The organism is Paracoccus aerius, from assembly GCF_014656455.1.
GTDB lineage: Bacteria > Pseudomonadota > Alphaproteobacteria > Rhodobacterales > Rhodobacteraceae > Paracoccus > Paracoccus aerius.
Map to the genome: position 1 here is coordinate 57,011 of NZ_BNCL01000018.1, position 19,220 is coordinate 76,230.

General features: G+C 63.6%; 18 protein-coding genes and 1 pseudogene. 13 read left to right on the forward strand and 6 right to left on the reverse strand.

The genetic code is table 11. From position 1 onward, the window contains the following. The first annotated feature begins 5 nt into the window (after nt 1–5). The 6 genes from IE224_RS16735 to IE224_RS16760 all read left to right on the forward strand — a co-directional run bounded on the left by IE224_RS16735 (nt 6) and on the right by IE224_RS16760 (nt 8,149). Complete coding sequence (locus IE224_RS16735; RefSeq protein WP_191312011.1) at nt 6–977, forward strand: 2-hydroxyacid dehydrogenase; 972 nt, start codon at nt 6–8, stop codon at nt 975–977. Beyond that, on the forward strand, nt 977–3,643 hold the full coding sequence (locus IE224_RS16740; protein WP_191312013.1) for a phosphoenolpyruvate carboxylase: 2,667 nt from the start codon (nt 977–979) through the stop codon (nt 3,641–3,643). The genes IE224_RS16735 and IE224_RS16740 overlap by 1 nt, the downstream gene beginning before the upstream one ends. 18 nt (nt 3,644–3,661) lie before the next feature. Beyond that, complete coding sequence (gene glyA / locus IE224_RS16745) at nt 3,662–4,957, forward strand: serine hydroxymethyltransferase (protein WP_191312015.1); 1,296 nt, start codon at nt 3,662–3,664, stop codon at nt 4,955–4,957. A gap of 47 nt (nt 4,958–5,004) precedes the next feature. After that, entirely contained in the window at nt 5,005–6,675 is a 1,671-nt protein-coding gene (locus tag IE224_RS16750; protein WP_191312060.1) for a formate--tetrahydrofolate ligase, read from the forward strand. A 248-nt stretch (nt 6,676–6,923) separates the two neighbouring features. After that, nucleotides 6,924–7,853 carry a bifunctional methylenetetrahydrofolate dehydrogenase/methenyltetrahydrofolate cyclohydrolase FolD gene (gene folD / locus IE224_RS16755; protein WP_229849425.1) on the forward strand — a complete coding sequence of 310 codons (930 nt, stop codon included), beginning with the start codon at nt 6,924–6,926 and terminating at the stop codon, nt 7,851–7,853. Then, the gene (locus IE224_RS16760; protein ID WP_191312017.1) at nt 7,850–8,149 is read left to right on the forward strand and encodes a hypothetical protein; all 300 of its coding nucleotides are present in this window, start codon (nt 7,850–7,852) and stop codon (nt 8,147–8,149) included. Before folD ends, IE224_RS16760 begins: the two co-directional genes overlap by 4 nt. A 433-nt stretch (nt 8,150–8,582) precedes the next feature. Here the strand turns inward: IE224_RS16760 and IE224_RS16765 are convergent, their stop codons facing one another. The 4 genes from IE224_RS16765 to IE224_RS16780 all read right to left on the reverse strand — a co-directional run bounded on the left by IE224_RS16765 (nt 8,583) and on the right by IE224_RS16780 (nt 12,640). Beyond that, nucleotides 8,583–9,599, reverse strand: coding sequence for a Gfo/Idh/MocA family protein (locus IE224_RS16765; RefSeq protein ID WP_191312019.1), 1,017 nt, complete (start codon nt 9,597–9,599; stop codon nt 8,583–8,585). A gap of 16 nt (nt 9,600–9,615) precedes the next feature. Next, on the reverse strand, nt 9,616–11,112 hold the full coding sequence (locus IE224_RS16770) for a tripartite tricarboxylate transporter permease (protein ID WP_191312021.1): 1,497 nt from the start codon (nt 11,110–11,112) through the stop codon (nt 9,616–9,618). Between the two features lie 12 nt (nt 11,113–11,124). Next, nucleotides 11,125–11,598: a tripartite tricarboxylate transporter TctB family protein gene (locus tag IE224_RS16775; protein WP_191312023.1), complete on the reverse strand. Its 474-nt coding sequence runs from the start codon at nt 11,596–11,598 to the stop codon at nt 11,125–11,127. A gap of 64 nt (nt 11,599–11,662) precedes the next feature. Next, nucleotides 11,663–12,640, reverse strand: coding sequence for a Bug family tripartite tricarboxylate transporter substrate binding protein (locus tag IE224_RS16780; protein ID WP_191312025.1), 978 nt, complete (start codon nt 12,638–12,640; stop codon nt 11,663–11,665). Between the two features lie 198 nt (nt 12,641–12,838). On the opposite strand from IE224_RS16780, the gene IE224_RS16785 reads away from it, so the two are divergent. Genes IE224_RS16785 through IE224_RS16800 form a run of 4 tightly spaced genes read left to right on the forward strand, consistent with a single transcriptional unit; the run spans nt 12,839 to nt 16,803 of the window. Beyond that, nucleotides 12,839–13,765, forward strand: coding sequence for a beta/alpha barrel domain-containing protein (locus tag IE224_RS16785; RefSeq protein WP_191312027.1), 927 nt, complete (start codon nt 12,839–12,841; stop codon nt 13,763–13,765). Nucleotides 13,766–13,768: 3 nt separating this feature from the next. Beyond that, complete coding sequence (locus tag IE224_RS16790) at nt 13,769–14,536, forward strand: SDR family NAD(P)-dependent oxidoreductase (protein ID WP_191312029.1); 768 nt, start codon at nt 13,769–13,771, stop codon at nt 14,534–14,536. Between the two features lie 11 nt (nt 14,537–14,547). Next, nucleotides 14,548–15,264 carry a FadR/GntR family transcriptional regulator gene (locus IE224_RS16795; protein ID WP_191312032.1) on the forward strand — a complete coding sequence of 239 codons (717 nt, stop codon included), beginning with the start codon at nt 14,548–14,550 and terminating at the stop codon, nt 15,262–15,264. Between the two features lie 24 nt (nt 15,265–15,288). Further along, complete coding sequence (locus IE224_RS16800) at nt 15,289–16,803, forward strand: aldehyde dehydrogenase (NADP(+)) (protein WP_191312035.1); 1,515 nt, start codon at nt 15,289–15,291, stop codon at nt 16,801–16,803. A 382-nt stretch (nt 16,804–17,185) separates the two neighbouring features. Here the strand turns inward: IE224_RS16800 and IE224_RS16805 are convergent, their stop codons facing one another. Together IE224_RS16805 and IE224_RS16810 are read right to left on the reverse strand one after the other, a co-directional pair. Continuing rightward, on the reverse strand, nt 17,186–17,359 hold the full coding sequence (locus IE224_RS16805) for a hypothetical protein (RefSeq protein ID WP_191312037.1): 174 nt from the start codon (nt 17,357–17,359) through the stop codon (nt 17,186–17,188). Nucleotides 17,360–17,452: 93 nt separating this feature from the next. Beyond that, nucleotides 17,453–17,722, reverse strand: coding sequence for a hypothetical protein (locus IE224_RS16810; protein WP_191312040.1), 270 nt, complete (start codon nt 17,720–17,722; stop codon nt 17,453–17,455). Nucleotides 17,723–17,848: 126 nt separating this feature from the next. Here IE224_RS16810 and IE224_RS16815 point away from each other — a divergent pair, with 126 nt between their 5' ends. From IE224_RS16815 to IE224_RS16825, 3 genes and pseudogenes are all read left to right on the forward strand, one after another. Next, nucleotides 17,849–18,055, forward strand: coding sequence for a cold-shock protein (locus IE224_RS16815; protein ID WP_191312042.1), 207 nt, complete (start codon nt 17,849–17,851; stop codon nt 18,053–18,055). A gap of 59 nt (nt 18,056–18,114) precedes the next feature. Continuing rightward, on the forward strand, nt 18,115–18,351 hold the full coding sequence (locus tag IE224_RS16820; RefSeq protein ID WP_191312045.1) for a hypothetical protein: 237 nt from the start codon (nt 18,115–18,117) through the stop codon (nt 18,349–18,351). A gap of 447 nt (nt 18,352–18,798) precedes the next feature. Continuing rightward, a pseudogene (locus IE224_RS16825) lies at nt 18,799–19,220 on the forward strand (transglutaminase family protein); the annotation flags it as partial.

A 19,220-nucleotide genomic window follows, 5' to 3' on the forward strand; every position in this document is an offset into this window, starting at 1 on the left:
CGGTCATGGCGAAACCCCGAGTCCTTGTCACGCGGCGCTGGCCCGAAGCGGTCGAGGCGCGCCTTTCCGAAATCTTTGATGCGCGGTTGAACCATGGCGACAAACCTTTGTCGCCAGAAGACTTCCGGGCCGCGATCCGGGAATACGACGCAATTCTGCCGACGGTAACTGACAAGATCGGTGCTCCGGCGCTGGAATGCGAGAAGCCCCAGACCCGCATTCTTGCCAACTATGGCGTCGGCTACAGCCATATCGACCTGAACCGCGTCGGCCAGCACGGCATCGTCGTCACCAACACGCCCGACGTGCTCAGCGAATGCACAGCGGACCTGGCGATGACCCTGATGCTGATGGTGGCACGTCGGGCAGGCGAGGGCGAACGCGAATTGCGCGCGGGCCGGTGGACCGGCTGGCGGCCGACGCATCTGGTTGGCACCAAGGTTTCCGGCAAGACGCTGGGGATCGTAGGCTATGGCCGCATCGGCCAGGAAATGGCCCGCCGGGCGCATCTCGGCTTTGGCATGAAGATCCTGGCCTATAACCGCAGCCCGCTGGCGCCTGACGTGCTGGCTCAGTGCCAGGCAACCCAAGTCACGAACTTGGACGACATGCTGCCGGAATGCGATTTCGTCTCGCTGCACTGTCCCGGCGGAACCAAGAACCGTCACCTGATGAACGCGGCCCGTCTGGCACGGATGCGGTCCGACGCCTTCCTGATCAACACGGCGCGCGGGGAGGTCATTGACGAGGCTGCCTTGCTGCACGCGCTGTGGTTCGACACCATCGGCGGGGCGGCACTGGATGTCTTTGACGGGGAACCCGCCGTCAACCCGCAACTGCTGGAGTCGGACCGGCTGGTGATGCTGCCGCACCTGGGCAGTGCGACACGCGAGGCCCGCGAGGCTATGGGCTTCCGTGTCATCGACAACCTTCAGGACTTCTTTGCCGGACGCGAACCGCGCGACAGGGTGAACTGATGCACGCGGCATTCGTTGGGCGGTCATGTCCTGCAGGCTTGGAAACCGGCCATGCGGGCCGGTTGCGCGACGAGATGGGCGGGCTGTGGCAGAACGTCATTGCCCGCCGGGCGCCGCAAGTCCTGCCGCTACTTCTCGGCACGACCGATGATCTTCCCATAAGCGCCGACATCGGAGCCTATCTGCAGGGGCTGGATATCTGGTTCCAGCTTCTGCGCATCATCGATGAGAACGCGGCCACCCGTAATCGGCGAATGATAGAAAACAACGCAGGTCCTGCAGCGGTCGAGGGTAGCTTTGCGCGCGTGCTGAGTGCACCCTCTTATTCCACCTCCGATGACCTCCGTCGCGTGGCACAGCGCCTCTGTGTTGGCCCGACACTGACTGCGCATCCCACCGAGGCTAAACGCGTCACTGTCCTGGAAATACACCGCCGCATCTATCGCGCCTTGGTGGACCTGGAAACTGACCGCTGGACACCACGCGAGCGCGCCGAACTGCTGGCAAACCTTGAAAGCGAGATCGACCTGCTATGGTTGACCGGCGAATTGCGCCGTCAGCGACCAACGCCCCTCGAGGAAATTGAATGGGGCGTGCAATTCTTCCGCGGTAGCCTGTTTGATGCTGCGTCGAATGTCTTGCAGCGCTTTGGCAAAGAAGTTGCCCCACATCTTGGCCCTGACGGAGGCGACGACGTCCCGCTGCTGCGGTTCCATTCCTGGATTGGCGGCGACCGGGACGGCAACCCGCACGTGACGGCCGATACGACGCGCGCGGCACTGGCAGCAGGCCAGAAGGCGATCCTTGAACGCTATGACCAAGGCCTGACGCGCGCCGTCCGGCACCTCAGCATCAGCACCGAAATCGCTGCCCTGCCGCAGGATGCGCGCGATCTGCTGCAATCGGTCATCGAGGCCGCGCGCCTGCCCGACAAGGCGCGCCGGCGCAATCCAGGCGAACATTTCCGCCAAGCCACAAACGCAATCCGGCACCGCATAGCGGCCACGGCCGAAGGCGTGGGCGTAGCGGCCTATGCGCATGTGCGCGATTTCATCGCGGAACTTCGCAAGGTCGAGGCGGCGCTGGCAGGCCTTGGCGCCGAACGGCTGGGACATGCGCTAGTGCGGCCCCTGCGGCTGCAAGCCCAGATCTTCGGCTTTCGGACAGTGACGCTGGACATACGCCAGAATTCGTCGGTGACAACGCGGGCGCTGTCCCAAATCTGGTCATGTGCTGGCGGCCCCGTGCCAGTCTATGGCAGCGACGACTGGTCGCGCAGGCTACGGGCCGAACTGGGCCAGAAGGATCTGCCGGGACTGGACGGTGACGCACTGGGCAGCGAAGCGGTCGAGTTGTTGGAACTGCTGCGCCTGATGCACCGGACGCGCTTTGGACCCGACCCCTTGGCCATCGGCCCCTTCATCCTGTCCATGACACGATCCTGCGATGACCTGCTGGGCGTGTTCCTGCTGGCGCGTTATGCCGGTTTCGGATCGGAACGGCTGGATCTGCGCGTCGTCCCCCTGTTCGAGACTATTGCCGACCTGCGCGCCGCACCGCACATTCTTAACAAGTTGCTTCAGGTTCCTCTCGCCCGTCGGAGCCTGAACGATGACGGTCGAGTCGAGATCATGCTGGGCTACTCGGACAGCAACAAGGACGGCGGGTTCGTCTGCTCGACCTGGGAGCTGGAAAAGGCGCAGCGCAGCATCACCCGTTCCCTGGCCCGCCACAAGCTGACCCCGACCTTCTTCCACGGACGGGGCGGATCTGTCAGCCGCGGCGGTGCGACGACCGAACGCGCGATCGCGGCCCAGCCTCGTGGCACGATCGACAGCCGTCTGCGAACCACTGAACAGGGAGAGGTGGTTTCCTCAAAGTTCGCCAATCTTCGCACTGCGGAATACCAGCTGGAACTTCTCGCCTCGTCGGTGATGGAGCAGTCGCTCAAGTCCCCTGCGGAACGGGTCCAGCCCGAGTTTCGCGACACGCTGGAAGCCTTGGCCGACCTGTCCTTTACCGCCTATCGCGACTTGCTGCACCGGCCCGGCTTTATCACCTATTTCACGGAGGCCAGTCCCGTCGAGGAACTATCCCTTCTCAAGATGGGATCGCGCCCTACACGCCGGTCTGGTGCAAACAGCCTGGACGATCTGCGGGCGATCCCCTGGGTCTTTGCCTGGTCGCAGAACCGGCACCTGATCAGCGGCTGGTACGGCTTTGGCTCGGCCATCCACACCTTCCGGCGCTTTCGGCAGGACGAAGGCGATGCCCTGCTGCGGCGGATGTTCAAGGAATCCCGCATCTTCCGCCTGATCGTGGATGAAATCGAGAAGTCATTATTCCACGCCGACATGCAGATCGCGGCCAGATATGCAGCCCTGGTATCGGACGCTGGGGCAAGGGACGACATCCTGGGCCTGATCGCGCAGGAATACGACCGCAGCCGTGCAGCCGTCCTGTTCTTGAACGCGACGCCCGACCTGGGCGCCCGGTTCACCAACATGTCGGCCCGGTTCGGGCGCGTGCGGGCCGATCTGACGAGGGTCCACGACCTGCAGATCAGGCTTTTGCAGGAGAACCGCCAGCAGCCGAACGCAAAGAACGCCATCGCGCTGATGCAGACGATGAACTGCATCTCGACCGCGCTTGGCTGGACCGGATAGCCGACAAGGGAGAGAGACATGAACCAACACCCATCCAGAACTGGCTTCTTCGATGAAGACCTTGCCCATCGCGACCCCGAGATCTTCGCTGCCGTCCGCAAGGAACTTGGCCGCCAGCGCGATGAGATCGAACTGATCGCGTCAGAGAACATCGTGTCGCGCGCGGTGCTTGAGGCGCAGGGCTCGGTGCTGACGAACAAGTATGCCGAAGGCTATCCGGGCAAGCGCTATTATGGCGGCTGCCAGTTCGTGGACATTGCCGAGGAACTGGCCATCGATCGGGCTAAGGCGCTGTTCGGCTGCGATTTCGCCAATGTCCAGCCGAACAGCGGCAGCCAGGCCAATCAGGGCGTGTTCCTGGCCCTTCTGCAGCCGGGCGATACCATCCTGGGCATGAGCCTTGATGCAGGCGGGCACCTGACTCATGGCGCCAAGCCGAACCAGTCGGGCAAATGGTTCAACGCTGTTCAGTACGGGGTCCGCAAGCAGGACAGCCAACTGGATTACGATCAGGTCGAGACTCTGGCAAAGGAACACCGGCCCAAGGCGATCATCGCCGGCGGCTCGGCCATCCCGCGCATCATCGACTTTGCCCGGCTACGGCAGATCGCCGATCAGGTGGGTGCCTATCTGATCGTGGACATGGCGCATTTCGCGGGACTTGTGTCGACGGGGCTTTACCCTTCGCCCTTCCCGCACGCGCATGTGGCGACAACGACGACCCACAAGACCCTGCGGGGTCCGCGTGGTGGAATGATTTTGACGAACGATGCGGACATCGCCAAGAAGGTGAATTCCGCCATTTTCCCTGGCCTGCAAGGCGGACCGCTGATGCATGTCATTGCCGCGAAGGCCGTGGCCTTTGGCGAGGCCCTGCGGCCCGAGTTCAAGGACTACTCGAAACAGGTTGTCACCAACGCCCAGGCCTTGGCGGACGAGTTGATGAAGGGCGGCCTGGATATCGTGACCGGCGGCACCGATACCCATCTGATGCTGGTCGATCTGCGGCCCAAGTGCGTGAAGGGCAATGACACCGAGGCCGCGCTTGGACGCGCGCACATCACCTGCAACAAGAACGGCATTCCTTTTGACCCTGAAAAGCCGACCGTGACGTCGGGCATAAGGCTCGGATCGCCAGCCGGCACGACACGCGGCTTTGGCGAAGAGGAATTCCGCCAGATTGGCCGGTGGATTGTGCAGATCGTCGATGGTCTGGCGGCAATCGGTCCCGAATGTAACACCGAGGCCGAGGCGCGCGTCGCCGCCGAGGTCAAAACGCTTTGCGCGCTGTTTCCGCTGTATCAGGGAATGTGAACATGAACCATGTCGCCAGGTCTCACCCTCCGCTCCATCCCTGTCCCATGCCGACCGACATCCAGATCGCCCGCGCCGCCCGCAAGCTTCCCATCGACCAGATCGCCGCAAGGCTGGATCTGGCCGAGGGGGACATCCTCCGCTATGGCCATGACAAGGCCAAGATCTCGCACGACACGCTGGCCCGGCTGGCGGACCGGCCGCGCGGCAAGCTGGTGCTGGTCACGGCAATCAATCCCACCCCCGCGGGCGAGGGAAAGACCACCACTACGGTCGGCCTGGGCGACGCGCTGAACCGCATCGGCAAGCGCGCCACCATCTGCATCCGCGAAGCCAGCCTGGGGCCGAACTTCGGCATGAAGGGCGGCGCGGCCGGCGGCGGTTACGCCCAGATCGTCCCGATGGAGGAGATGAACCTCCACTTCACCGGCGATTTCCACGCGATCACGGCGGCGCATAACCTGCTGGCGGCGATGATCGACAACCACATCTATTGGGGCAACGACCTGGACATCGACACGCGGCGCATCACCTGGCGCCGCGTTATGGACATGAACGACAGGGCGCTGCGCGACATCGTGGTGGGCTTGGGCGGGGTCTCGAACGGGTTTTCCCGCCAGACCGGCTTCGACATCACGGTCGCGTCCGAGGTCATGGCGATCCTGTGCCTGGCCCGCGACCTGGACGATCTGAACGCGCGGCTTGGGCGCATCGTGGTCGCCTATACCCGCGACCGTCGTCCGGTAACCGCGCGCGACCTCAAGGCCGACGGGGCGATGACCGTCCTGCTGCGCGATGCCTTGCAGCCGAACCTGGTCCAGACGCTGGAAAATAACCCAGCCCTGGTCCATGGCGGCCCCTTCGCCAATATCGCCCACGGCTGCAACAGCGTCATCGCCACCGATACGGCGCTGCGCCTGTCCGACTATGTCGTGACCGAGGCGGGCTTTGGCGCCGACCTGGGAGCCGAGAAGTTCCTGGACATCAAGTGCCGCCTCGCGGGCCTCGCGCCCGCCGCCGTGGTGCTGGTGGCGACCATCCGCGCGCTGAAGATGAACGGCGGGGTCGCCAAGGACCAGTTGGGGTCCGAGGATATCGGCGCCGTCACCCGCGGCTGCGCCAACCTGGGCCGGCATATCGAGAACCTGCGCGGCTTCGGCCTGCCGCTGGTCGTGGCGCTGAACCATTTCAACGGCGACACTGCCGCCGAGATCGCAGCCCTTCAGGATTACTGTGCCCGCCACGGCGTCATCGCCATCCCCTGCCACCATTGGGCACAGGGCGGCGCCGGGGCCGAGGATCTGGCCCGCCATGTCGTCGCCCTGGTCGATGAGGACAAGGCCGATTTCCACACTCTTTATCCCGATTCCATGCCCTTGTGGCAGAAGATCGAGACGATCTGCACCCGCATCCACCGCGCGGCCCATGTCGAGGCCCTGCCCGGCATCCGCGCGCAGCTGGAGGCCTGGGAATCCGAAGGCTATGGCCACCTGCCCGTCTGCATCGCCAAGACCCAATATTCCTTCTCGACCGACCCCGACCTGCGCGGTGCCCCCGAAGGCCATGTGATCCCTGTCCGAGAGGTGCGGCTGAACGCGGGCGCGGGCTTCGTGGTGGCGATCTGCGGGCAGATCATGACGATGCCCGGCCTGCCCCGCCATCCGGCGGCCGAGACAATCGGGCTGAACGACCTTGGCCAGATCGAGGGGCTTTTCTAGGCTTCGGCAAAGGTATTCGGCTTGCGCTCCACTGTCCGGCCCGACCGTCACAAGGTGCTACGCCTCGGGCTGATGACAGAACGTGGTCGGCGTGAAGCAGCCACAGGCATCAGCGATGTGTTGGCTGCTTGATCGCCACTCAGAAAAGGAACCGCCGGTTTCTAGGTATTTGGTTCCCGCTTGTCAGCGGGATCGCTGCATCACACCCTTGTTGCCGCAGAGGCGACGCTTGAATCAGGAGATTGCCCGTGAACGCGACAGCCACCCCCTTGGCGGCGACGCATGCTAACGCCGAGAAGATAGATGGCGGCGCATTTGCCGCCGACTTGCGCCAACGTGTCGCCGTCGAGGTCGCACGGCTTCAGGACGAACACGGAGTGACCCCCGGCCTTGCTGTTGTCCTGGTGGGTGAAGACCCCGCCTCGGTTGTCTATGTCCGCAACAAAGAGGCGCAAGCCAAGGCCGCCGGCATGGCCTCGTTCGAGCACCGGCTGCCGGCCGACACCGATGCCGCGACGCTGCTTTCGTTGGTGCGGCAGTTGAACGAGAACCAGGCGGTCCATGGCATCTTGGTCCAACTGCCGCTGCCAGCCCATCTCGACAGCGACCTGGTGATGAACGCCATTGACCCGGCCAAAGACGTTGACGGCTTCCACATCCTAAACGTGGGATTGCTGGGCACCGGGCAAAAGGCGATGGTGCCCTGCACACCGCTGGGCTGCTTGTTACTGCTGAAGGACCGCCTTGGTTCGCTAGCCGGACTGAACGCGGTCGTAGTCGGGCGCAGCAACATTGTTGGCAAGCCGATGGCGCAGCTTCTGCTGAAGGAAAGCTGCACGGTCACCATCGTGCATTCTCGCAGCCGCGACCTGCCCGCCATCTGCCGCAATGCCGACATCCTAGTTGCCGCAGTTGGCCGACCCGAGATGATCGGCGCCGACTGGATCAAATCTGGGGCTACGGTAATCGATGTGGGCATCAACCGCGTCGAGCGCGACGGCAAACAGCGTCTTGTGGGCGACGTGGACTACGCCGCCGCTTCGCATGTCGCTGGTGCGATCACGCCGGTGCCAGGCGGAGTAGGCCCCATGACCATCGCCTGTTTGCTGGCCAATACACTTACCGCCTGCTGCCGCATTCGCGGCTTGCCGGAACCCGAAACAGCGGCGTGGCCGTGACGAACGAGACGGCCTTTCGGACCTGTCTCGGCCTGAACCTGCAGGCGAGCGCGCAAACGCAGGACGGCAAAACTCCTTGCCGCAGCGCCCGCCGCATCCAAGCCTTCCTAAAGGCCTTGGAGAGCGAGTCAGACATCCTTCGTGAACAAGCCCGGTCCATTGCCGACGCGCTTGGCATGGCCACCGGGGCGGAGGCCATGATCGCGCTCCTCGACATCGCCGGCTTGTCCGCAGAAGAGGCTCGCGCACTCGTGGCAGAGACCGCTGAGGCGGTCTGCGATCGGATGCTGGCGTAGACAAGATCCTGATCAAGCCGGGGCAGGAAGATCGGCAGCAACGGGTGTCATGGGATAAGCTAGACGAAGAACGTATATCGGACGGCGAAACCAGACGGCTAGAGATACCCCCTAGCCATTATGACGATGGCAAAGAAAGAACCGCAGCATCTCGCGGGACGCCTCCGGTCCTGCGGGATCGGTATGCGCACTTAGGGTGAACCCGCCGTGGCCGCTGCCGTCTATTGTCTATTCCTCGAGCAGGGCTTGCGCGCAGCGGCCAGTGTAGGTCCGCTGCGCGCAAGCCGCGCCCGCCTTGTGCACGCCCTGAGCGCGTCTTGCAGAGCAGCGGGGCTGCATGCGATCATTTCAAATTGCGCAGAAAGCCGGCTGTTTTGGAAGGATGAACCACCCGATAATGATCGCGCGAAAAGCAGCGCCACTCATAGATGCGTCACATGGGCCATCCGGCGGCTTCATAGGCCCTTTCCATCAGGCGCAGCGTCTCAATGTTGTTCAGGCGATCGGTCGGAAACGGTGTGCCGGTTCGCAAGCCCGTCACAAAGGACTGGATCAAGCCTGAAAAGCACGCTTGGTAGTTTGCCGTCAAATCGTGCTTCGTCCGTGCCGAGGAATCGCTGACCAGCCAAATCTCGTCGCGATCGAGGATCAACGTGTCGCGCGATCCTACCACCTCCAACCGGTCGGTTGGCAGCTGCGGATAGCCCATGGCCGAGATGTTGCCGTCCAGAACCACCGTAGCCCCGCCATCCCGCTGGCGCATGACGATGACGCCCGCATCCTCGCCCTTCAGGACGGGGTTGGTGCGTGATACCACGGCCGAAAGGATATCCATCTCTCCGACCATGGCACGGAGGGCATCCATCTGGTGGATCAGCATCTCGAAGATCAGCAGACGCGGGAAATGCGCCAAATAGGGCTGGCGTCCCAGCAGAAAAGGCACCTCGCCTTCCGGCGCCACCATGGATGCAGATCGCATTGTAAGGCGCACGTGCTGCAGGTCGCCGATCCGCCCTTCGGCAATCCAGCCGCGGACTTCGGCGTAGTGGGGGCGGAAGCGATAGTTCTCGTGGATGCAGAATCGGATCCGATCGCCAACCTCGGCGATCAGCGCCTCGGCTTCGGCCACCGTCGGCGTCATCGGCTTCTGGCAGACGACATGGACGCCGTGATCGGCAGCCAGACGGACCAGCGGCGCATGCTGGCCTACCGGGGCGATCACGTCCAGAACGTCCAGATCAGCCTGCGCCACCATTTCGGCAGTGTCGGCATGGACCGACCCGATCCCGAAGCGATCCGCCATGGCCTGCGCCTTGTCGCGGTCGGGATCAGAGATGGCCACGATCTCCACTCCCTCCGCCTGCTGCCAGCCGATCAGGTGGAACTGGCTGATTGCGCCGGCACCGGCAATGCCGACGCGCAGCACGGGTTTGGTCACGGGTTGAAGCATTGGTCTTCCTTGTCGTTCAATGGGCCGTCGAGCGGCGGCGCATTCCGCCGATCAGGCGGAACAGCAGCGGACCGAATAGACCGGCCAAGGTCAGCACCGCCAGCACGGCGGCCGCAGGGCGATCGAAGAAGGGCGTGATCGAGCCGCCGGACTTGATCAGCGAGGTGACGAAGTTCTCCTCGACCATCGGGCCCATGACGATGCCCAGGACGAAGGCCGCCACCGAGTAACCGTAACGGTCCAGCCCATAGCCGACGACGCCGAAGCCCGCCGCGATCAGAACTGAGGCCATGCTGTTCGTCACCGCATAGACGCCTACCGCGCAGCACAGCAGGACCGTGGACATGATGGCCCATCGCGGCACCTGCAGGATATAGGTCGTGCCGCGGATCATCATGATGCCGAGCGGAATCATGATGATGTTGGCGATGATGAAGACCCAGTAGATCGCGTACATGGATGCCGCGTTCTGCGTGAACAGCGTCGGTCCTGGGTTGAGCCCCTTCATGTAAAGCACGCCAATGGCGATGGCGGTGATCGTGTCGCCCGGAATACCGAACAGCAGCGACGGGATCCAGCCTGCGGCTAATGAAGCGTTGTTGGCCGAGCCGGCCTCAACCAAGCCCTCGGGGTGGCCGGTGCCGAATTTCTGCGGCGTCTTGGAAAAACGGGCCGAGATCGCGTAGGACACCCACGCGGCCATGTCCGACCCGGCACCGGGCAGCGCACCAATCATGACCCCGACGATGTTGCCGCGCATCATCTGCCGCTTGTACTGCCTGGTCAGCGCCCACTGTCCCGCGAGGATCGACCCGAACTTGCGCCGGGGTATGACTGGCGCAGGCTGCGCGATCATGGCGCGCATCACCTCGGCCACGGCGAAGACGCCCACAAGCGCCGCGATCACGTCGATGCCCGACAGAAGCTCGATCGACCCAAAGGTGAAGCGCGGTGTCCCGGCTGCATTCTCCATGCCCACGCAGGAGACCAGAAGGCCCAGCATCAGGGCGGCCATCGCTTTGGGCTTCGACCCGCTGGACACCAGCGTGGCGCAGAGCAGGCCGAGGCATCCCAACCAGAAATATTCGTACGAGGAGAACTGCAGCGCCAGTTCCGCCAGTGCGGGCGCGATCAGCATCAGCGCCAGGGTGCCGAAGATCCCGCCGATTGCCGAGAACCACAGCGCCGCGCCGAGTGCCACTTCGGGTTCGCCGCGCTTCGTAAAGGCATAGGCTTCACCAGTATAGGCAGCGGATGCCGGGGTGCCGGGGATGCGCAGCAGCGTGCCTGGGATGTCGCCTGAGAAGATCGCCATGGCTGACGCGGAGATGATGGCGGCGACTGCCGCCACCGGCGACAGATAAAAGGTGATCGGCACGAGAAGCGCAGTGGCCATCGTGGCCGAAAGACCGGGGATGCAGCCGATCGTCAGCCCGTAAAGGGACGACAGGGCAATGACGACGATCACCTCGACCGAGGCGATCATCTGGAAGGATGCAATCAGGGTATCCATCGGGGAACTTCCTTACCAGGGAAGGGCCAGCAATCCGTCCGGCAGCGGCACGCGCAAAAGGGTGCCGAAGACCGAATGAATCGCGACCGTCATCACGGCCGCCAGCGGCACCGCGTAAATCATCCGGCCACCCAGCAGCACGGCCGTTGCCATAATGACGCTGAAACCTGCGATCAGAAAGCCCAGCGGCTCGATCGCCAGAACATACAGAACCAGGATCACAGGCGGCAGGAGCAGCCGCAGGGCGGCCATGGCAGGCGAGTATTGTGCCGGCAGATCGTCGCCGATCATTTCTTCCTCGGGGACGGCTCCCGCAGACAGAAGGATCAGCACCGCGCACGGGCACAGTGCAACACCGACAACGATGGGAAACACCGCCGGCCCAACAGGTTGTCCCGGTATCCGGGGCAGCTGTATCGATGCCGCAATGCAGGCGATGCCAAGTCCCGACAGCAGCAGGCCGCCGATCCGATCTGCGTTCAGCAAGGTCGATCTTCCTTATACTTGGACTGCGAGGCGGCCCGGAGTTGCCGGGCCTGCCTCATGGGCCTTACTGGGCCGTCATTCCGGCAGCGGCCATGACCTCACCGAACTGCTTTTCCTTGTCGGCCAGCCATTCACCAAAGCCTGCGGCATCCGCCCACAACAGCCCGAAGCCGCGTTGATCCATGAAGTCCTGGTATTCTGCGCTGTCATAAACGACCTTCAGAGCCGCTTCGAGACGCTGGGCCACATCGTCGGGCGTTCCTGCCGGAGCGACGATTCCGCGCCAGGACGAGGCGACGGTCCAGTCGATGCCGGTCTGGCCGGCCAGGGTGCCGATTTCGGGGTGCTTGGGGTCGGGCTGATCGGCCATGATCGCGATCGTCTTGGCGCGTTCGGCCGACACCATGGCATCAGCCTCGGGTATCGAGGACAGGACGACCTCGACGCCGCCGGACGCTAGTTCCTGCATGGCAGGCGCAGCCCCCTGGCTGGGCACCCACACCGCAGCGGTCGGATCCAGTTCCGCGCGCACCAGCAGTCCTGCCATTGCCAGATGCCAGACGCTGCCTTGGCCCGAGCCGCTGAAGCGCAACGTCTCGCCACCCTTGATCGCCTCGATCAGGTCCCCGGCCGAAGCCAGGTCCGAGTCTGCCGATACGTGGATGCCTGCGGGGTCGGTATTGATCAGGGCCAGCGGGCGATACGCCTCGTAGGTCAGGTTCGTCAGGCCGAGCCGGTGCATCATGTTGATCTCGGCCGTGATCAGTCCGATCGTGTACCCATCGGGCCGGGCACTGGCGATGGCCTGGTGGCCCACGACGCCGTTGCCGCCGGTGCGGTTAACGACGTTGACTGGCTGGCCCAGTTCGCGTTCAAGCCCGGTGGCGACAATGCGGGCCACCGCGTCCGACCCACCCCCTGCGCTCCACGGCAGGATCAGGGTGATAGGCCTGTCTGGATAGTCTTGAGCCAGTGCTGCGCCGGCGCAGGACACGCCAAGGATTGCGGCGCCAAGCACGCCCAGAACATTGCGTCTTTCCATAAATCTCTCCCTCACCGCTCTCCTGGGCGGCGATGATGTCTTACAAACACAGACAAGTTTGACATGCAAGTGGTTTCTTTCCTCGGTGGTATCAGCGTAATTTGCGGTAATTTTAGCCGAACCATCTTTCATACTTGTAATTATTGGTAAAACGAATTACCGCTGCCGCGACCGATGGCACCCTCGAAAGGCCCCCGCATGAAAACCCAAATCTCGCTGGACGATCTGGCCCGATCCGTGATCGCCGTTCCACCGCTAGCGGCCACGGCGGACCTGCAGGCCGATGCGCAGGGGAATGGCGCCCTGATTCGGCATATCGAGGCGGGCGGCGTCTCGACCCTGCTTTATGGCGGCAATGCGAATGTCCAGAACTGGCCTGTCTCCCGTTATGGCGAATGGCTGGATCTTCTTGCCGGACAAGTGGCCGCTGACACATGGCTGATCCCGTCGGTCGGCCCTGATGGGGGCAAGGTCGCGGACCAGGCCGCGCTGTTGGCAACGCGCAACTATCCTGCGGCGATGTTCCTGCCCTTTGCCGGCCCGCGCACGGAGGAGGGGCTGGCGCGCGGCATCCGCGATTTCGTTCAGAAATCGGGGACGCAAGCGATCCTCTACATCAAGACTGATGGCTATCTGGCCACCGGCATGATCGAGGCGTTGGTGGCGGATGGCAGCCTGTTTTCCGTCAAATACGCGATCCCACGGACCGATGCCGCCAATGACCCGGTGCTTGACGAGTTGATCGCAGCGATCGGTACCGAGCGGATCGTTTCCGGTTTTGGCGAGCCGCCGGCTTTGCCGCACCTGCAGCACAAGGCGCTGGCGGGCTTCACTGCGGGCTGCGTCTGCATTGCACCGGCGATCTCTCAATCCTTCCTGCTGGCGCTGAAGGCAGGTGATTTTGATCATGCCGAGCGGATCCTCCAAACCTTTGCTCCGCTGGAGATGTTGCGGGACAAGGGGGATCCAATTCGGGTTCTGCATACCGCCGTCACCCTGTCGGGCATTGCGGACATGGGTCCGGCCCTGCCGTTCCTAACCGCAGCCGATGAAGCCCTTCATTCGCAGATCGAAACCGCTGCTCGTGACCTGCTCAGGGCGGAGATGGCCGCGCGGAGGAACTGAGCGATGGCGGATATCTTCGGTTTCGAGGGGCGTCGCGCTCTGGTCACTGGCGCAAGCTCGGGCATCGGGCGTGCAGTAGCCGAAGCACTCGCGCGGCATGGGGCGGCGGTCGCGATCCATTTCAATCGTGGGGGCGACGCGGCGCGGATGCTGGCAGAAAGCATTGGCAAGGCGGGCGGAACCGCCATCGCGCTGCAGGCTGACCTGTCTGACGACGGTGCCGCGACCGCATTGGTTTGTGACGCGGCCAAGGCTTTGGGCGGCATCGACATCCTGGTCAACAATGCCGGCGCCATGGGCGACCGCCAGCGGTTTGCCGAAAGGGGCGGCGACCTTGCAGCGCAGGTGTTTGACCTGAACTGTCGTTCGCTGACCAGCGTGACCCGTGCGGCGCTGCCTTGGCTGCAGGCATCGCCCGCAGGCGCTGTCGTCAACACCGGCTCGATCGCGGGCCGCACTGGCGGTGGTCCTGGCGCGGGCTTCTACGCGGCGGCCAAGGGCTATGTCCACACGCTGACCCGCGGCATGGCCCGCGAGTTCGCGCCTCTCGGGATTCGCGTCAACGCCGTGGCGCCCGGCGTCATCACGACTCCGTTCCACGATACCACCCCGCCCGAGGTGCTTGCTGCGCTGAAGGCGTCGATCCCCATGGGTCGGCTAGGCACAACTCAGGACTGCGTAGGCCCCTTCCTGTTTCTATGCTCGGAAAACCTGTCGGACTATGTTACCGGACAAATTCTTGACGTGAACGGCGGGCAATACATGCCGTGAGGGGGCAAGCGATGCGACATGACCGGCCCAGCGGGGAGCGCAAGCTGGGCGACATCGTTTACGACAAGGTTTTTGCGCTGATTGCCAATGGCGAATTCGCCGAAAACACGCGTCTGCCCAGCGAAACTGAACTTGGCCGGCGCTTCGGCGCCTCCCGCCCTGTGGTGCGGGAAGCGCTCGCGCGGCTGCGCGACGACGGGCTGATCCAGTCGCGTCAGGGTTCGGGCAGCTATGTCACCCGCAAGCCCGACGCGAATGTCTTCCGCTTCGTCGAGATAGGGTCGGTTAGCGACATCCAGCGCTGCTACGATTTCCGCATCGGTTTCGAAGCAGGGGCAGCGGGGCTTGCCGCAACTGCCTGGCAAGAAGAAGAAATGGCAGAGCTTAAGGCGGCCGCTGCCGATCTGGAAAAAGCCCTGATCGGCGGTCAGCTCGCGGTCGAAGCCGATGCCCGGTTTCACAATGCAGTCGCCCGGGCCACTCGCAACAGTTACTATATCTCGGTCCAGCAGTCCCTAGACGCCAACATCCGCTTCGGGATGAACCTGTCGCGCAACTTGTCGCTACTGCGCCCTGCGGCGCGGTCGATGCAGGTCCAGCGCGAACATGCCCAGATATTGGATGCAATCCTCAAACGCGATGCTGCAGCGGCATCCCAGGCTATGGCGCGCCATATCCAGAACGCCCGCCACCGCATGTTCGAAGGTTCGGACAACGATCCGGCCTGATCCCTATTCAAAAAGGAACACCTGATGACCTTCACCCCTCACGGCAAGCACCTGATCGCCGGTGACTGGGTCGGGACCGAGACGCGCTTCCCGAACGAGCCCGCCTTTGGTCCCGTCCACGAGTTCAGCATGGGCACGGTGGAACTGGTTAACCGCGCCTGTGAGGCCGCCGAGGAGGCGTTCTGGTCCTATGGCGAGGCCAGCCGCGAAACGCGCGCGGCCTTCCTCGACGCCATCGCCGACGAGATCGAGGCGCGCGCCGAGGCCATCACGGAAATCGGCACCCGGGAAACCGGCCTGCCCGAGGCGCGGCTCAACGGCGAGCGAGGCCGGACGACAGGCCAGTTGCGCCTGTTTGCGGAACATATCCGCAAGGGCGAGTTCCTGGACCGCCGCCACGACCCCGCCATGCCAGATCGCCAACCGGCGCCGCGTCCCGACATCCGCATGGTGCAGCGGCCCATCGGCCCGGTCGCGGTCTTCGGCGCCTCGAACTTTCCGCTGGCCTTTTCCACGGCAGGCGGCGACACCGCTGCCGCACTGGCCGCAGGCTGCCCGGTGGTGGTCAAGGGCCACAGCGCCCATCCCGGCACCGGCGAAATCGTGGCCGAGGCCGTCCATGCGGCCATCAAGACCTGCGGCATCCATCCCGGCGTCTACAGCCTGATCCAGGGCGGCCGCCGCGAGGTGGGCACGGCATTGGTCCAGCACCCGCTGATCAAGGCCGTGGGCTTCACCGGCAGCCTCGCCGGAGGACGGGCGCTTTTCGACCTTTGCGCCGCGCGTCCCGAGCCGATCCCCTTCTTCGGCGAGCTTGGTTCGGTCAACCCGATGTTCCTGCTGCCCGGGGCCACCTGCGCCCGGGCCGAGGATCTGGGCAAAGGCTGGGCGGGCAGCCTGACCATGGGCGCGGGCCAGTTCTGCACCAATCCCGGCATTGCGGTTGTCATCGACGGCGCGGACGCCGATCGCTTTGTCACTGCGGCCAAGGCGGGGCTTGAGGCGGTGGGTCCGCAGACCATGCTGACCGATGGCATCGCCCGGGCCTACCGCGAGGGGAAAGAACGCTTCGAGGCCCGCAACTCGGTCACGCCGGTCGTCTCGACCGACAGCCACGACCGGCAGGCCAGCCCGAACCTTTATGAGACCACCGCCGAGGCCTACCTTCAGGACCATGCCCTGGGCGAGGAGGTCTTCGGTCCCCTTGGCCTAGTGGTTCGCGTGCGCGACACCGACGAGATGGTCCGCCTGGCCGGCGGCTTCGAGGGCCAGTTGACGGCCACCATCCACATGGATCCTGCCGACCTGGAGGCCGCGCAAAAGCTGCGCCCGGTGCTGCAGCGCAAGGCGGGGCGGGTGCTGGTCAACGGCTTTCCGACCGGTGTCGAGGTGGTGGACAGCATGGTCCATGGCGGACCCTATCCGGCATCGACAAACTTCGGCGCGACCTCGGTCGGCACCCTCTCGATCCGCCGCTTCCTGCGACCCGTGAGCTACCAGAACTTCCCAGAGGCTCTGCTGCCAGAGGATCTGCAGTAGGATGCCCCTGCCCGCCAGCCGCCGCACCTTTTGCGCCCGTCCCTATCGCAGCGCGCCGGACCTGACCGATCCCGGCGGGGCGCGGCACTGGAAGTCCATGCCGCTGCCCTAGTGTCACATCCTGCGCGCAAGGCTCCGGCAGCAGGGCAAGGGCGACAAATCAACTTTGCCAGTTCGCGACAATTCTACTCTGCGCCTACAGCAGGCCGGGAGGGAACGGGTGTTATGGAACACGGGCTGACTTGATGCGCGGTATTTGCAAGCTACAAACCCGAAGCCTCTCGCCCCCACCCCCTTGCTTGGAAGCGCCCACAGTACCGGATTCGGAGCGCGCGGCTGAACTTTTCCACGGTGCTCCGGACAAGGACTGAGCGTCTGCAGCTTATCTGACGCTCTGGGTTCGACGCAGGTTCATGACTGAGCGGATGGCGATGCGTTTTGCCTCCTCGGGCGCAACCCCGAGGGCGGCGCAGTTCTTCAGGATCGCCTGCATGATCACCATCTCGCGGTCATGCTTCGCCGGCCCGGCCTCTGGCGGCACGGCATCAACCGTCATCTGCTTGGCTTCACAGCAAGACCTACCACTGTTCCCTTGGTGCTAGGTGCCGCGGCGATGACCTTGGGCTTTTCCTTCTTGGGCTTTTTCTCGTCACGTTTTCGCTTGTTCATGCCTTTGGCCATCGGTCAGTTCCTTATTGGCCGTCGATGCGCGACGGATTTTCGCAGAGTAGGTCGCCGAAATCAGAATAGATAGACACGTCTCCGGCATCCACAATTGGCGAATGCGCGAGCAGTCTTCTTTCCGCTGCGCTAAACGCCATCCGGGGCGGTTAAAGGAATAACGTCGGGCAATGATGACCCCTGCCAGCGACGCCACGCCTCGGGACACCATCGCGCCGCCCTTGTAATGGGGCGACACGATGCCCACCTGTTTATGGCAACGCTGTTCCTTCGACTTCTGTCTCCTTCTGGCTTCAGTCGTTCTTTGATGACGCCAAGCCAGGCCATCGCATTCAGCGGGTGGCACCAATGAGGAGATCTCACGATGGCCAATGGCACCGTGAAGTGGTTCAACGCAACTAAAGGCTTCGGCTTCATTCAGCCCGAACACGGCACGAAGGACATTTTCCTTCACGTCTCGGCGCTGGAACGCGCTGGCATCCATCAGGTGGCTGATGGTCAGGCAGTGACCTTTGATGTGGAACGCGGTCGCGATGGCCGTGACTCCGCCTCGAACCTTATACTGGCCTGATCCCAGACTCCCAATGCCCGGCCCTTCCAGAGCCGGGTATCTCATCGAGGAGCGAAACAATGGCATCGAAAAAAGCTGAAGCGCTGTTCAAGGTCACGGCGTCACAGGCTCTGTGGGATCGAACGAACAACGCGGCGAGAGAGATAATCTCGAGTGAGATCAGCCAGCGAGACGCCAACAGCAAGCGATTGCGAACACTTAGACTGGCGCGGGATGCCGAGGCGGCGGCGGCCCCTCGTGAACAACCAGCGGCCAAGCGGCCGCGAAAGAAGAAGGCCTGCGCACAAGCCGCATAAGCCGGTTATCACCGCCTTAGCAAACGCCATGCTGAAAAACGGCGCGCCTTGACAGCACAGACCCCCACTAGGCCGAATTGCTCCCAGCTGACGTTTGAATGGATAAAGGCGACGGTGGGGGAAACCTTGCCGTTTTCTGCGGGAAACGCAAAACCCGACTGGGTTTGCGCGTGCGTCTGCGAATTCAACAGTCGCAGGGCATGTTGCCTCACCCCCTCTTGCTTGTCCCCTGCCCCGGCATCTGTATTGTCTTGTGGCTCCTTGGCCGTCTACTCCTTGAAGGCTCTTTAAGACCAGTGGTCATGAGGAGAGGTAAATGCCGAACAGCATTTGGTCGGCAGATGGTCCTGCGCGGGCAGCGGGGGTTCTTCTAGGCGCCACGCCACAGCGTCGTTCCGCCGAAAAGGCGGCCTTCCGATCAAACCTGCCCCTTGCAAGGAGGCTCTCATGCTTGTCCGCTTTGGTTTCGAGATCGTCATAAGCACGCCAGGACCTCTTCCCCTGATCCTTGCCCTCTCGCCCCACCCTTCCGTTGCAGGTCGCATCCTGGGCGCCAACAAGATCATGACGGAGCCGTCGGTGCCGGTTGAGGAGTTTCTGGACCCTTTCGGCAACCGGCGGGCTCGGCTGGTGGCACCACGCGGACAGACAAGGCTCTGGTCCGATGATGTCATCGAGATCGACGGAGAGCCGGACGTCTTCGACTGGAACGCCCGCCAGCACGAGGTGGCGCACCTGCCGCCGGAAACGCTCCCCTTTCTGACGGCCAGCCGCTATTGCGAAGCTGACATGCTGTCGCAACAGGCCTGGGATCTCTTTGCCGGCACCAAGCCCGGCTGGGCGCGTGTCCAGGCAATCTGCAACTTCGT